12 protein-coding genes are annotated in these 14,669 nt (G+C 65.2%); 3 read left to right on the top strand and 9 right to left on the bottom strand.

Annotated features, from left to right (window positions below):
- Positions 1–327: 327 nt before the first annotated feature.
- The 7 genes from ACREBX_RS05210 to ACREBX_RS05180 all read right to left on the bottom strand — a co-directional run bounded on the left by ACREBX_RS05210 (position 328) and on the right by ACREBX_RS05180 (position 9,185).
- Positions 328–3,144, bottom strand: a complete 2,817-nt coding sequence (locus ACREBX_RS05210) for a TonB-dependent receptor (protein ID WP_431560694.1) — start codon at positions 3,142–3,144, stop codon at positions 328–330.
- A 159-nt stretch (positions 3,145–3,303) separates the two neighbouring features.
- Complete coding sequence (gene pdeM / locus ACREBX_RS05205; RefSeq protein ID WP_431560693.1) at positions 3,304–4,020, bottom strand: ligase-associated DNA damage response endonuclease PdeM; 717 nt, start codon at positions 4,018–4,020, stop codon at positions 3,304–3,306.
- 40 nt (positions 4,021–4,060) lie between these two features.
- Positions 4,061–5,083 carry an aspartyl protease family protein gene (locus ACREBX_RS05200; protein WP_431560692.1) on the bottom strand — a complete coding sequence of 341 codons (1,023 nt, stop codon included), beginning with the start codon at positions 5,081–5,083 and terminating at the stop codon, positions 4,061–4,063.
- A gap of 198 nt (positions 5,084–5,281) precedes the next feature.
- A complete protein-coding gene (locus ACREBX_RS05195) occupies positions 5,282–7,690 on the bottom strand; it encodes a ligase-associated DNA damage response DEXH box helicase (protein WP_431560691.1) in 2,409 nt (802 codons plus the stop codon).
- Between the two features lie 234 nt (positions 7,691–7,924).
- Positions 7,925–8,392 (bottom strand): SRPBCC domain-containing protein, encoded by a 468-nt coding sequence (locus ACREBX_RS05190; RefSeq protein ID WP_431560690.1) that lies wholly within the window; start codon positions 8,390–8,392, stop codon positions 7,925–7,927.
- Entirely contained in the window at positions 8,392–8,715 is a 324-nt protein-coding gene (locus ACREBX_RS05185) for an ArsR/SmtB family transcription factor (protein ID WP_431560689.1), read from the bottom strand. The genes ACREBX_RS05190 and ACREBX_RS05185 overlap by 1 nt, the downstream gene beginning before the upstream one ends.
- Positions 8,712–9,185: a VOC family protein gene (locus tag ACREBX_RS05180; protein WP_431560688.1), complete on the bottom strand. Its 474-nt coding sequence runs from the start codon at positions 9,183–9,185 to the stop codon at positions 8,712–8,714. The genes ACREBX_RS05185 and ACREBX_RS05180 overlap by 4 nt, the downstream gene beginning before the upstream one ends.
- A gap of 100 nt (positions 9,186–9,285) precedes the next feature.
- Here ACREBX_RS05180 and ACREBX_RS05175 point away from each other — a divergent pair, with 100 nt between their 5' ends.
- Both ACREBX_RS05175 and ACREBX_RS05170 read left to right on the top strand, forming a co-directional pair.
- Positions 9,286–10,215, top strand: a complete 930-nt coding sequence (locus ACREBX_RS05175) for a glutaminase (protein ID WP_431560687.1) — start codon at positions 9,286–9,288, stop codon at positions 10,213–10,215.
- Positions 10,216–10,220: 5 nt separating this feature from the next.
- Positions 10,221–10,763, top strand: coding sequence for a putative immunity protein (locus tag ACREBX_RS05170; protein ID WP_431560686.1), 543 nt, complete (start codon positions 10,221–10,223; stop codon positions 10,761–10,763).
- On the opposite strand, the gene ACREBX_RS05165 is transcribed toward ACREBX_RS05170, so the two are convergent.
- Both ACREBX_RS05165 and gyrB read right to left on the bottom strand, forming a co-directional pair.
- Complete coding sequence (locus tag ACREBX_RS05165; RefSeq protein WP_431560685.1) at positions 10,760–11,176, bottom strand: septal ring lytic transglycosylase RlpA family protein; 417 nt, start codon at positions 11,174–11,176, stop codon at positions 10,760–10,762. The two genes, ACREBX_RS05170 and ACREBX_RS05165, sit on opposite strands and share 4 nt — an antisense overlap.
- 133 nt (positions 11,177–11,309) lie before the next feature.
- Positions 11,310–13,886 (bottom strand): DNA topoisomerase (ATP-hydrolyzing) subunit B, encoded by a 2,577-nt coding sequence (gyrB, locus tag ACREBX_RS05160; protein WP_431560684.1) that lies wholly within the window; start codon positions 13,884–13,886, stop codon positions 11,310–11,312.
- Positions 13,887–13,993: 107 nt separating this feature from the next.
- Between gyrB and ACREBX_RS05155 the strand changes: the two genes are divergently transcribed.
- On the top strand, positions 13,994–14,428 hold the full coding sequence (locus ACREBX_RS05155; RefSeq protein WP_431560683.1) for a hypothetical protein: 435 nt from the start codon (positions 13,994–13,996) through the stop codon (positions 14,426–14,428).
- Positions 14,429–14,669: the final 241 nt, after the last annotated feature.

Here is a 14,669-nt window from a genome sequence, read left to right as displayed (position 1 = left end):
GGCGCCGCCCACAGGGCGAGGACAAGCGGCAGGCCCGCGGCGCTGGCGCGCAGCAGGCGGGTACGGCGGAAACAGTCTTTCATGGTCATGGGCCCTCCTCCACAGGTGTTTTTTCGCGGGAGAGCTTCACGATATTCTATTTGTGCAGCAGCCTATCATGACCGGGCCGCGCCAGGCCAGTGCAAGCCCGTTCGGTAACCTCATTGTCCGGCGTGCCGCGTCATTTATGTCACAGCTGTCAGATGTGACGGGTTGACTTGCCCGGCCAAAAGAAAAGGGGCGGAACAGCATGTGTCCCGCCCCCGATAGTCCGTAATTCGCTGCTGCTTAGAATTTGCCGCGCAGCGTCACGCCATAGGTCCTGGGTTCGGCGAGGAACTGCGAGAAGATCTGGCGACCGCCCGGATATTGCGGGTCGGCAAAGGCGGCGGTCGCCGAGGTCGCACCCTCCTGGAAGGGCGAATTGAACGCGACCTGGGTATATTGCTTGTTGAAGATATTCTGACCCCAGAATTCGATTCCCCATTTCTCGTCGGGGCCGCGAATGCCGATGCGTGCGTTGAACAGCGCGTAGCCATTCTGGGCTTTCTGCGGGAACAGGTCCGACCCGGTGTTGTAATCGCTGGTCATGCGGCCATCGACATAGACGAGACCGGAGAGGCCGTTGCTGCCGATGTCGGGGGTCCAGGCGACGCTGCCGGTCGCGACCAGTTCGGGCGCGTTCGACAGATTGTCGCCCGGCAGCAGGCGCAGCGCCTGATTGAGCGGCGCGCCCGAATTATTGCCGACCAGCTGACCGCGATATTTGGTCTTTGCATAGGTCAGGCCGGCGGTCATGCGGAAGCTGCGCGCCGGAACGAGCGAGGCTTCAAGTTCGAAGCCTTCCGACCGGACACCATAGCTTACGTCGTCGCTGGGGCAGGCTCCGGTCGTTCCCGCCGCGGCATTGAAGTTCGGGGCGCCGGTGAACTTGCTCTGGTCGCGGTCGCCGCCGTTCAGATCGCTGTCGCAGCCGTTGACGTTCTGGACGACGAAGACCGTGCCATCGAACGTGTTGAGCTGAAAGCTCGTGAAGTCCGACCGGAAGAAGGTCAGGCCCAGACCGAACGGACCGGTCGCATATTTGGCGCCGATTTCATAGCTGTTGACCTTTTCGGGGTCGAACTGGAGCGCGCCAACCAGGCCCTGCGCCCCGCCGGGGGTCGCCGCGAACGGCAGAATCGGCGATTTCAGCGCCGAGCGGTCGAGGTTGAAGCCGCCCGCCTTGTAGCCGCGCGAATAGCTCGCATAGACCATCAGGTCGTCGACCGGCTTGTACGACAGGATCGCGGTGCCGGTCCATTCGTCCTCGCTCCGTTTGTCGTTGATTGACACATTGTTGAGCTCGGCGGTCGAATTGCCCTGGCAGCCGAGGCCGATCAGGCCGCCCGCGACGGCGCGGATGGTCGCGTTCGGGCTCTGCAGGTCGTCGAGCAACCGGCCCTGAATCACCTGACAGGCGGTGTTGTCGTTGGTAAAGGTCGCCGAGAACTTCTTCTTGTCGTTGGTGTAACGGACGCCGAAGGTGAAATCGAGCTTGTCGGTGATGTGGAAGATATTGTGCGTGAACAACGCCCAGTTCTTGCCGTTCTGGCGATAGACGTCGTTGATGCTGCCCTTGTCGCTGATCCCGTCGAGCGCCGCGAGGCTCGCGACGATATCCGGGCCGGCGGGACCGAAGGCCCCCAGCAGCGTCGCCGGGCCGACGCCCGGGATGATGCACGACGGGCTGGCCGGCGAATAGAGGCCCGAGAGCGCCGTGCCCGTGATCAGGCGGCACGCCGCGAACCGGCCATATTGGGTGCCGAAGCGTAGATTGTCGCGCACCCGCAGCTTTTCATCGGCGTAGAAGCCGCCGACGAGCCAGTCGAGCTTGCCGTCGAACGCTTCGCCCTGCAGGCGCAGTTCCTGCGTGAAGGTGTGGAACTGGCGATACGCGTCGGCATCGGGCGCGCGATAGAGGATATCGACCGTGCCATAGTCGACGTCGCCGGCCTGGCTCGACCGGTACTCGCGATACGCGGTGATCGAGGTCAGCGTCGCGCCGCCAAAATCATAGTCGATCTGGCCCGAGAAGCCGTAATCCTTCGTCTTGCCGGCAAAGCCGCGGCCCGGAGTGACCGAAATGTCGCGGCTGTAACCCTGGTTGAAGGCGCCGACCGACTGGCCGAGGTCGCGCAGCACGTTGATGATATTGTTCGACGTCGGGGTCGCGCCCGCACCGACGGTGCTGGGGTTGTTGAGATTGCCGATATACGGGTTGACGCTCGGGCCGACATAGGTCGCGGCGCAGCATTCCTCCTCGCGCGAGGTATAGTCTGCGATGAGGCGGACCGACAGTGCATCGGTCGGTTCGAACAGCAATTGGCCGCGCAGGAAATAGCGGTCGCGGTTGTTAACGTCGCGGTTGTTCGCGGTGTCTTTGTAGAAACCGTCGCGCTTGACCCACACGCCGTCGAGGCGCGCCGCGAGCGCTTCACCGAGCGGGCCGGTGACGCTGCCGCCGAGACGCCAATAATCATAATTGCCGTATGTGACTTCACCCGTGGCGCCGAAGTTGAAATCGGGCTTTTTCGAATAGATGCTGATCAGACCCGCCGACGAGTTGCGTCCGCCGAGCGTGCCCTGCGGGCCGCGCTGGACTTCGATCCGATCGAGTTCGCCGAGTTCGTTGAGGCCGATGCCCGAACGCGAGCGATAGACGCCGTCGATGAACACCGGGACCGAACTTTCAAGGCCGGGGTTGTCGCCCACGGTGCCGATGCCGCGGATACGCGCCGAGCCATTGGCTTCCGAGCCGGTCGACGAGACGAGCAGCGACGGCGCGAGCTGGTTCAGCTGGCGAATGTCGTTCGCGCCGCTGTTCTGCAGCGTTTCGGCACTGACCGCCGAGATCGCGACCGGCACGTCGGACAAGAGCTGGGCGCGGCCCTGCGCGGTGACGATGATCGGGGTGTTGTCGCTGTCGTCGGTCGCGGTGTCGGCCGGCGCATCGGCCGCGGTATTCTGGGCGAAGGCCGGTACGGATGCGGCAGCAATGGCAAGCGATACGCCGAGCGCGCTGGTGCGCATAAATCGGGCAGCACGAAGGGAAGATGATTTCATATCGGGCACTCCTCTCAACATTTATATATTTTTGTTGCGGACGGAGCATAACCCAATTGCGCGGCCGATCCAGCGGGAGGCACGTATTTGCGTCGTTTTTGGCGGGGTGATGCTTTTTAGCCACAGGCGGAAAAGCGCCTGTTCGGCGAGGCTTAGGGTCTAGCGAGCGGAAACCGCGCGGCTTGCCGTAGCGTCATCGCCGGCTCGGCCGGGGCAGGGGAAGCAGAGTCGGCGACCGCGCGCGACCAGCATCGCCTCATACGCACCGTCAAAATTCGCGGCGATGACCGCGTCGTCGACCGCGAGCCCGCCCGTCAGCGCACCGAAGGCGGGAAGAATCAGGCGCTGCGCATCGCCCGCGAAACAGGGGCGAGATACCGCGCGGCTGCGGATGTTGAGCCGCAATTTGGGATGGAAATGCCCCGAAATTTCCGGCCGCGTTTCGATGCGCGAGCTTTGGTGGCGAAAGACGATGCCGTCGATCACCAGCTCGTCGGAAACCTCGCCGCCCCATGCGCCGCCGGTCAGCCCGTCGTGATTGCCCGCGATCCACAGCAGTTTCGCCGACGCCGCCTGCCCGAACAGGCGTTCGGCGACCGCGGGGACGATGCGCTCCGCCGCGTCGCGGTCGTGAAAACTGTCGCCAAGGCACCAGATCGCGCGCGCGCCGGTTTCGGCCGCGAGCGCGGCGAGCCGGTCGAGCGTGTCGTGGCTGTCATAGGGCGGCAGTGGCTGACCGAGCGCGGCGTACCAGCTCGCTTTCTCCAGATGCAGGTCGGCGACGATCAACGCGCCGTGGCGCGGCCAGAACAGCGCGCGGTCGGCCAGCATCTGAAACAGCTGGCCTGCAAAATCGAAAGTCGCGGCGGCGGACATGCGCCCGCTATGGCGGCGGCGGCGGTCCGCCGCAAGCGCCCTAGCTGCCCGCGGCGACCCCATTTGCGGCGAAGCGTTGGCCCGACTCGCGGTGCGCCCCGTCGGGCAGGTCGAACACGACGCGCTTGTTCGGGAAATCGATCTCGACGCGATCGAACAGCGACAGGCTGTCCATCCCCAGCAGCAGCGCCGGCCGTTCGTGCAGGCCCAGCGCGCGGAACGCCTGGCTGTCGGCAAAACTCACCGGCAGGTCGTTGACGTCCATGCCGTTGATCACGATGCGCTTGATCGCGGTGCGCATCGCGGGCACCGCCTCGCCCGTGACCGCGTCGAGGATCGTCGCCACAAAGGGAAAACGGTTGGCGCGCTTGCTCGCGACCAGCTTTTTCAGCGCGATATTGCCGACGCTCGTCTGCGCCCCGGTATCGACGATCACGTCGATGCGCTTGCCGTTCAGCCGCGCGTCCGACAGGATCAGGCGCCCCGCCGAATTGCGCGCGGTGACGACGATCGCGTCATCGTCCTTGATGAGCGACGGCGCGCGGCGCCGCGTTTCCAATATCTGCATGCTTTCCTTGCGGAAATCGATCAGCACGCGCCGTTCTTCGAGCATGTCGACCCCGATCAGTCCCGCGGCGCCGATATGCCGCCCGAAAAAGGCGGGCGCTTCGACCGAGGCGAGGTGCAGGTTCGACATCTGCAACGCGGCGACGCGGTAGCTTGGAACCGTCGCCGAGCCACCGATCGTGGCGAGCCGCAACTTCGCGCCCTCGGCCAGTCCCAGCCTTTGGGCCAGTTCGCGGGCGATCACCGTCCGCTCGGCGCCGGTATCGACCAGAAAGGCGAAGGGGCCCTTGCCGCCGACCATGACCTTCACCGACATGCGCCGCGTCGCGTCGAGGTCGAACGGCTGGATGAAGGGAACCACCGTCACGGGCGGTGCGACGATGTCGCCGGCCGGGGCGGGGGCGGGCGCCGGATCGGCGGGCGCCGGCGTCGCGCCGATCAGCGCGGGCGCGGCGAACAGCGCCAAAAGGACGGACCGCTTGGAAGCATTGGTCATCGCTGGCATCCTCATTATATTTGGACGCAATCTACGCCTCATCGAGCGTCGCAGCAAGCGAAACGCCGAATGCCCGCGACTGGTCATTTTCAGACTTTCGTCATCCCGGACTTGATCTGGAATCCATTGACGCGGCGGTTACTAGATGGAGCCCGGGGTGACGAAGGTAGCAAAATCCGCCAACAGGGAGGAGGATCGCTAACCCGCCCCCATCGCCTGCTCGGCCAGGCTGTCCGCCAGCTCGCCCAGCAGCGCGTCGTCGATGTCCGCCGCCGCGACATTCTCGCGCCCGATCAGCACCAGCACGGGGATCGCAAGCGGGCTGATCCGGTCGAGCGTGCGGTGCAGCATCGTCCCCGCGGCCCGGTCGAGCAGGTCGCCGAGGCGTGCGACGTCGGTCAGCCGCTCGCGCGCATCGGCCCACGCGGCTTCGAGCAGCAGATGGTCGGGCTCGTACTTGCGCAGCACGTCGAAGATCAGGTCGGTCGAAAAGGTCACCTGCTTGCCCGTCTTGCGCTTGCCGGGATGCTGCCGCTCGATCAGCCCGCCGATCACCGCGACCTCGCGAAACGCGCGCTTGAGCAAATGCGAGCTTTCGACCCACTCGATGAATTCATCCTCGAGGATCGAGGAATCGAAGAGCGCGGCTGGATCGGTCACCGGGCGCAGCGACCAGGTCGCGAGCGCATAGTCGGACGCGACGAACCCCATCGGCTGCAACCCGGCGCGGTCCATCCTTTTGGTGATCAGCATGCCGAGCGACTGGTGCGCATTCCATCCCTCGAACGGATAGACGACCATATAATGGAGCCCTTCGTGTGGAAAGGTTTCGACGAGCAGCTCGCCGGGGCGCGGGAGCACCGAACGCAGTTGCTGCATCTCCAGCCAGAAGCGGACATCCTCGGGAAAACGCTGCCAGCTCGCGGGATCGGCAAGGAAACCGCGCACCCGGTCGGCGAGCCGCGTCGTCAGCGCCATGCGTGCGCCCATATAGCTCGGGATGCGCGCGGGCCGCGTCGTCGCGCAGACATAGAGGTCGGTATCGCGGATCGATTCGACCTCGAGGCTGAGCCCGGCAAAGGCGAAGGTGTCGCCCGGGGTCAGCATGCTCGCGAAATATTCCTCGACGCTGCCGAGGCGCCGGCCGTTCTTGAACCGCACGTCGAGCGTCGGCGCGTCGACGATGATCCCGGCGTTCAACCGGTGCTGCGCGGCGAGGCGCGGATGCGCGATGCGCCATCCGCCCTGCCCGTCGGGCGCGAGGCGGCGGAACCGGTCGTAGCTTTTGAGCGCATAGCCGCCGTCGCGCACGAAGCCGAGCAGCCGCGCGAAGGTCGGCGCATCGATCCATTGGTAGGGCGTCGCCGAGCGGATTTCGGCGAGCAGCGCATCTTCCCGGAACGGCGCCGCGCAGGCGAGTGCCATCACATGCTGCGCGAGCACGTCGAGTGCGCCGGGGCGAAAGCGGTCGGCGTCGCGCTCGCCCGCCGCGACGGCGTCGAGCGCCGCGCGCGCCTCGAGATATTCGAAGCGGTTGCCCGGCACGATCAGCGCGCGGCTCGGCTCGTCGAGCCGGTGGTTGGCGCGGCCGATGCGCTGGAGCAAGCGCGACGACCCCTTCGGCGCGCCCATCTGGATCACGCAATCGACGTCGCCCCAGTCGAGCCCGAGGTCGAGGCTCGACGTCGCGACGAGCGCGCGCAGCCGCCCTTCGGCCATCGCCGCCTCGGCGCGCAGCCGCGCCTCGCGGTCGAGGCTGCCGTGGTGGATCGCGATCGGCAGCGACAGGTCGTTGACCTTCCACAGCTCTTGAAAGGTCAGTTCGGCGAGCCCGCGCGTGTTGCAAAAGATGATCGTCGTGCGGTTCTTCGCGACCTCGTCCATCACCTGATGCACCGCCCAGCGCCCCGAATGCCCCGCCCATGGCACCGCGCCCTCGGGCAGCAGTATCGCGATTTCGGGATCGGCGCCGGCCTCGCCCTCGACCAATGTCACCGCCTCCGCGTCGCCGTTCGGCGCCAGCCAGCCGCGATAGGCGGTGGTGTCGGCGATCGTCGCCGACAGGCCGACGCGGCGCAGCCCCGGCGCGATCGTCTGGAGCCGGGATAGTGCAAGCGAAAGAAGATCGCCGCGTTTTCCGGGCGCGAAGGCGTGGATCTCGTCGATCACCACGGTCTTCAGATCGGCGAACATCGTGAAACTGTCGGGATAGGACAGCAGCAGCGACAGCGATTCGGGGGTCGTCAGCAAGATGTTCGGCGGCCGGCTGCGCTGGCGCGCCTTCTTGTCCGACGACGTGTCGCCGCTGCGGCTCTCGACGCTGATGTCGAGTTCCATCTCGGCGATCGGACCGAGGAGGTTGCGCTCGACGTCGGCCGCGAGCGCCTTCAGCGGCGACACGTATAGTGTGTGCAACCGGTCGGTCGGATGCTGCACCAGATCGACGAGCGTCGGCAGGAAGCCCGACAAGGTCTTGCCCGCGCCCGTCGCCGCGACGAGCAATGCGCTCTCGCCCCGCGCGCCCGCGGCCAGCATATCGGCCTGATGCCGCCTGAGGCGCCACCCGCGCGCGGCGAACCAGTCGGTAAAAGGGGCGGGGAGGGACATATATGGCACGTGGGGCGCGAGAGAGGCGCGCGCAATCTTTCTCTCATCGATGACGTTCGGGGATGTCCGCTTTCGACCTTGGTTGCCGTCTCCCCTAATCGTCACCCCGGGCTTGACCCGGGGCCTGCCTCGTCTTTCACGGTCAGCGAGAAGGAAGGCGGGTCCCGGGTCAAGCCTGAGATGACGAAAGTGGATGATTGAAAGACGGCTCTGCGCCCCATAACGGATGTCCGCTCAAACCCGCGCTTCCATTTCTTCGAGCAACCCCCGCCAATACTCGCCCAGCCGCCGCTGGAACAGCATCAGCTCGAACCCGTGCCGCGCGACATGCTTTTGCGGGATGCTGTCCCATCCGCGATGCTCGACCGTCACACGCGTCTCGTCGCCGACCGCCTCGAAGCGCACATCGACCTCGGTCGCCTGATCGGCCTTGAAACTCGGCAGTCGCCAGCCGAACGCCAGCCGCTCGCCGGGCAGCCAATGGTGCACCGCGCCGATCTCCCACTGCTTGCCGTCGTCGAAGCGGGTAACAAGCCGCCCGCCCGGCCCTTCTGGATCAAATCGCAATGCGCCATCGCCCTTCCGCGAAAGCTGGAACAGCGGATGGCTCTTCCACCACATCCCGATGTCGCGCGTGAAAGCGGTAAAGGCGACGTCGGGCGCCACACCGATACGCAGCGCGACGATCACCGCGGCGGTCATCAGCCGCCCTCGACGTGGGCCTTGAACGCCGCGAGCTGGTACGACCACAGCGCCTCGGTCTCGGCCAGCCATTGCTTGAGCTCGGCGGTTGCGCCGTCCTTGAGCGAATAGATACGCACGCGCGCGTCGAACGCCGGATGGTCGTCCTCGACGAGCCCGCCTTCCTTCAGCGCGCGCAAATGGCGGCTCATCGACGGCGGCGCGAGCCCGAGTTCGCCCGCGAGTTCGCCCGCGCTGCGCGGGCGCTCGCCCAGCAGTTCGATCGTGCGCCGCCGTTTCGGATCGGCGAGCGCGCCCAGCATCCGGTCGAGTGCGGCGCTCAATCGTCGAGCCGCGTCTTGGTCGTGAAGCCGCCCTCGGCGTCCCATTGTTCGGCGGTCTTTTCCTCGACCGTGACGCCAAAGGTCCAGATATGCCCTTCGGGATCCTTGGCGCGGTAGCTGCGGTCGCCATAGAATTGCGTCTCGGGCTCGGCGATGATCTCGGCCCCCGCGGCGCGGGCGCGATCGCAATGCGCGTCGATGTCGTCGCCGACGCTCAACTGGACATGCACCGACTGCGTGTTCTTGCCGCCGATCGATTTCGGGCTCTTGTGGTCATCGGACCATTCATTGCCGACCATCAACGCCGAATTGCCGAACCCCATTTCGGAATGCGCGAGGTTGCCCGCTTCGTCGAGCAGCACGAACAGGGGCTCGAACCCGAACGCTTCCTCCAGCCAGCGGAATGCCGCCTTGCTGTCCTGGTAACTGACGGCGCTCGAAAGCCCCTTGCCGCGCGGATGATCGACCATGTTCCTTCTCCCGAGTCGCGTGAGTAATTTCCATTTCATAGAATATTTCTATAAAAATGAAAATACATGCGTATGTGCGTGAAGATGCTAAAGTTGCCCGATGACCGAAAACCTCCGCACCCATATCGACGAAGCGATGACGCTGGCCGCCGCACACCTCGGCCAAGGCCGCGTTGCGGGCTATATCCCCGCACTGGCCAAGGTCGATCCGAACAAGCTCGGCTTCGCGCTCGCGCTGCCCGACGGCAACGTCCATACCTCGGGCGACGCCGACGAGCCCTTCTCGATCCAGTCGGTATCGAAGGTCTTCACCCTCGCGCTCGCGCTGCGCCGCGTCGGCAGTTCGCTGTGGGACAGCGTCGGGCGCGAACCGTCGGGGTCGGCGTTCAACTCGATCGTCCAATTGGAAAGCGAGCATGGCATCCCGCGCAATCCGCTGATCAACGCGGGCGCGATCGCGACCACCGACCGGCTGATCGACGGGCGCGGCGGCGATGCCGTCGCCGACGAGATCGTCGACTTCATGCGCGCGCGGGCGGGCGACGACAGCATCGGAATCGATTTCGACGTGGCCCTTTCCGAATCCGAAACCGGCGCGCGCAACCGCAGCCTGTCGCATTTCATGGACGCGTTCGGAAACCTGAAACATCCGGTCGAAACGGTGGTCGGCGTCTATTTCCGCCAATGTGCGATTGCCATGTCGTGCCGTCAGCTCGCGCGCGCCGGGCTGTTCCTCGCGATGGAAGGGCGCGATCCGCTTACCGGCGAACAGCTGATCGAACCGCACCGCGCGCGTCGCATCAACGCGATCATGATGCTCTGCGGTCACTACGACAATTCAGGCGAATTCGCTTTTCGCGTCGGCCTGCCGGGCAAGAGCGGCGTTGGCGGCGGCATCCTGTGTATCGCGCCGGGGCAGGGATCGATCGCGGTATGGTCGCCTGCGCTCAACGATGCCGGCACGTCATTGGCGGGCGCCGTCGCGCTCGAGCATTTCGCCTATGCGGCCGGCTGGTCGGTGTTCGACTAGTCCGCATGACCGCTGAAATCGATCTCGACCTGCCGGACCTCCGCGAGGTTGCGGCTTATGCCGCCGACAGCGCCGAGAAAGTGATCGCCATTTTCGAACGGACCTGCGTGTCGGATTCGCGCCCGCGCGAAGCGATTGCTGCCGCAAGAATCTTCGCGTGCGGAGGTCCGCGCGTCAAAGCGCTCCGTGATGTCGCCTGGGCGGGGCATAAGGCCGCGCAGGAAACGGACGACCGGGCGGCGAGCGAGGCTGCGCGGGCGGCGATGTGCGCTCCGGCGGCTGCCTTCCTGCATCCCTTGGCGCGTGCGACGCAGGTCCGCCATATCCTTGGCGCGGCGGCACACGCCGCCCGCGCGGCGGAGCTGGCGGCAGGCGACGATCCGGTCGTGGGGCATGGTTTTGTCGAACGCACGGCGCGCGGCACAAATCCCAAGGTCATCGAAATACTGTGCCGCTATCCCGATCCGCCACAGGGCGGAGGGCGAACGGGCGAACTGTTACGGATGCTCAATCGAAAGCTTCGGGGGCCGGAAAGCGGCGGGGCCTAATCGTCGTTGAGCAATGCCAGCTTAACGCGCGCGGTGCCGCTACGGTGCATGCCGATTTCGCGTGCCGCGGCGTGGCTGACGTCAATCACGCGCCCGCGCGAAAAGGGGCCGCGGTCGTTGATGCGCACCACGACGCTGTCGCCGTTCGAGGTGTTGGTGACGCGCACCATGCTGCCGAAGGGAAGCGACCGATGCGCCGCGGTGAGCTGGCCGGGGTCGAAACGCTCCCCGCTCGCGGTGCGGTTTCCGGCCAATTCGTTGCCGTAATAGCTCGCGACTCCGCCACCGATTTCGGTTTCATCGACGATGTCCGCAATTGGGTTGGCGATCGGATCGTCCGTGACTTCGACTTCTTGCGCTGCGGCTGAAACCGTAAGCAGAAGCGGTATCAGCATGGCTGAAAAGGCCCGCATGACATCATCCCCTTGTCCAGAGGAGGTGCCAAAAGCAGCGGCGGCCCGCCAAGGCAAGCCGCCGCGCGTTGGACTGAAGTGATTTTGCGTCCGGATGTGCGATTTGTTCGGTTTTAACGGAACAATAGCTGAATTATACGTCCAGATTCGCCACCGACAGCGCGTTCGTCTGAATGAAATCGCGCCGCGGTTCGACCTCGTCGCCCATCAATCTTTCGAAGATCTCGTGCGCGACATCGGCCTGATCGGCCTCGACGCGCAGCAGCGAACGGTTCGACGGGTCGAGCGTGGTTTCCCAGAGCTGTTCGGCATTCATCTCGCCCAGCCCCTTGTAGCGGCTGATCGCCAGACCCTTGCGGCTGTGCGCGAAGATCGCCTCGAGCAGTTCGGACGGACGCGTGATCGGCGTGACCTTGCCCGCGGTGACGGCGGGCAGGTCGCTGTCGCTTGCTTCGGCATCGTCTTCGGCGGTCTCGGCCGCAGCCAGCGCGGCGGCGTCGGCGGCGATTGCCGCGGCGCCGCTGCCCTTCACCAACCGGCCGGGATGGGCGTAGGTGTCGGCCTGTTCGCCCGCGAGCTTGTGCAAACGGCGTGCTTCCTGGCTTGCGAGGAAGGCGGCGTCGATCGCATGATGGTCGCTGACCCCGCGCCACCTTTTCTCGAGCGTATAGCCGCCGTCAACTGCGACGATCGTCCATTTCGCCTCGGCGCCCCCGGTGAGCGCGCGCTCGGCGGCGTTGAGCCATTCGGCGGCGCGCACGCCCGCCGCGGTACGTCCGGTGCTGTCGAGCTCCGGATCGAGCGCGCCGTTCAGCGCCAGTGCCTCGACGAGCTCGTAATTATGGCCGCGCGGGACATAGCGCATCAGCGCGCGCAGACGCCGGCCATGTTCGATCAGGTCGCGGAGGTCAGCGCCCGATCGTGCGCCACCCGTGGTTTCGAGCATCAGCGCATCGATACCGCCGTCGACAAGGTAGTTTTCGAGCGCGGTATCGTCCTTGAGATAGACTTCGCTCCGCCCCTTCGCGACTTTGTAGAGCGGCGGCTGGGCGATGTAGAGATGGCCGCCCTCGATGATCTCGGGCATCTGGCGATAAAAGAAGGTGAGCAGCAAGGTGCGGATATGCGCGCCGTCGACGTCGGCGTCGGTCATGATCACGATCTTGTGATAGCGTAGTTTTTCGAGGTTGAATTCGTCGCGGATTCCGGTGCCGAGCGCCTGGATCAAAGTCCCGACTTCCTTCGACGAGATGATGCGGTCGAAACGCGCGCGCTCGACGTTCAAAATCTTGCCCTTCAGCGGCAGGATCGCCTGAACCTTGCGGTCGCGGCCCTGTTTGGCCGATCCGCCTGCCGAATCGCCCTCGACGAGGAAGAGTTCGCACTTGGTCGGGTCGCGTTCCTGACAGTCGGCGAGCTTGCCGGGCAGGCTCGCGATATCCATCGCACCCTTGCGCCGTGTCAGTTCGCGCGCCTTCTTCGCGGCTTCGCGCGCCGCGGCGGCGTCGATGACCTTCTGGATCACCGCCTTGGCATAAGCGGGATTTTCCTCGAGCCATTCGGTCATCCGGTCGGCCATCAGGCTTTCGAGCGGCTGGCGCACCTCGGACGAGACGAGCTTGTCCTTGGTCTGCGAGCTGAATTTGGGATCGGGCAGCTTGACCGAGACGATCGCGGTCAGCCCTTCGCGCATATCCTCGCCGGTCAGCGAGACCTTTTCCTTCTTGAGGATGCCCGACTTGTCGCCATAGCCGTTCAATGTGCGCGTCAGCGCGGCGCGGAACGCCGCAAGGTGCGTGCCGCCGTCGCGCTGCGGGATGTTGTTCGTGAAGCAGAGGACATTCTCGTAATAGCTGTCGTTCCATTCGAGCGCGACGTCGATGCCGATGCCGTCGCGCTCGCTGCTGATCGCGATCGGATCGGGCAGCAGCGCGGTCTTGTTGCGGTCGAGATAGCGGACGAACGCGCCGATGCCGCCTTCGTAATAGAGGTCGTGGCTGACATGCTCGGCATGGCGCGCATCGACCAGCTTGATACGCACCCCCGAATTGAGGAACGCCAGCTCGCGGTAACGATGCTCGAGCTTTTCGAAATCGAATTCGAGGACGTTCTTGAACGTGTCGGTCGACGCCGAGAAGGTGACGCGGGTGCCCTTCTTTCCCGCCGGAACCGGTCCGTTGACCCGGAGCGGCGCGACCGCATCGCCGTGTTCGAAACGCATCCAATGCTCTTCGCCATCGCGCCAGATCGTCAGTTCGAGCCATTCGCTGAGCGCGTTGACGACGCTGACCCCGACGCCGTGCAGGCCGCCCGACACCTTGTAGGCATTGTCGTCGCTGGTGTTCTCGAACTTCCCGCCGGCGTGGAGCTGGGTCATGATGACCTCGGCCGCCGAAATGCCTTCCTCGGCGTGGATGCCGGTCGGAATGCCGCGACCGTTATCTTCGACGCTGACCGATCCGTCGCTGTTCAGCGTGATCAGTACGAGGTCGCAATGCCCCGCGAGCGCTTCGTCGATCGCATTGTCCGAAACCTCGAACACCATGTGATGCAGCCCCGACCCGTCATCGGTGTCGCCGATATACATGCCCGGGCGTTTGCGCACCGCGTCGAGGCCCTTCAGAACCTTGATCGAATCGGCGCCATAGGCGTTGGTGTTGGGCTGGTTTGCGGGCGCGACCGGCGCCGTATTTTCTGGGGTGTCCGTCATATCGATTATATAGGGTCGCGGACCCAAAAACCCAAGCGAAAATGCGGCTCTCGGCCTTATCGCGACGAGCGTTGCGCGGGGGCGCCGTGGCGGCTAGTTTCGCGTCCATGAAACATAGTCTCGCTTCTCCCCTCGCCGCCCTTCTGATCGCCTCGCTCGCCGCGTGCAGCCAGCCCGCGCCGCCGGCCGACAATGCCCCCACTGTCGCGGGCGAACCGCTGGCAACGCGCGCGGTGATGATCGGCACCGAAGGGCCGAGCCTGCCCGCCTGTTCGAGCATCAGCCGCGTCAAGACGGGCGGCACCGACGTCTATTGGGCGCCCGATGAAACCCGCGCGGTCAAGGCGAAGCTCGCCGGCGGCGCGAGCGTGTCGCTGTGCGAAGCGGCCGAGAATGACGCGTGGTTCGGCGTCGTCTTCGCGGCGCCCGGCACCGATCCCGACATGTGCGGCGTCGGCAAGTCGGTGCCCAATGCGCGCGAATATCAGGGCCCATGCCGCTGGGGCTGGATCAAGGGCGGAACGGTCCAGCTGGGCGGCTAAAGCCACAAAAGCCCCGCATCGACGACTATGATTTGTGTCCTTTGTGGCTTTAAGGCGACAAAGAATACGCATGGACGCCCCGAAACTGTCTCCTTTGTCGCGTTAAGACGTGGTGCGGGAAACCGCCGTGCGCGGGTGATGATCGACGATTCAAAGAGCCTGTGTGCAGGCTGGCATAGTCCGATAATGTAGGAAAGCGCTGTTTTTCAGCAATCCTCCCTGTCGCGCAGCGATGGGGAGG

Origin of the sequence: Sphingopyxis sp. (assembly GCF_050725655.1) — a bacterium.
GTDB lineage: Bacteria > Pseudomonadota > Alphaproteobacteria > Sphingomonadales > Sphingomonadaceae > Sphingopyxis.
Note: the sequence above shows the minus strand (reverse complement) of the source record. Positions and strands in the feature narration are given on the sequence as shown.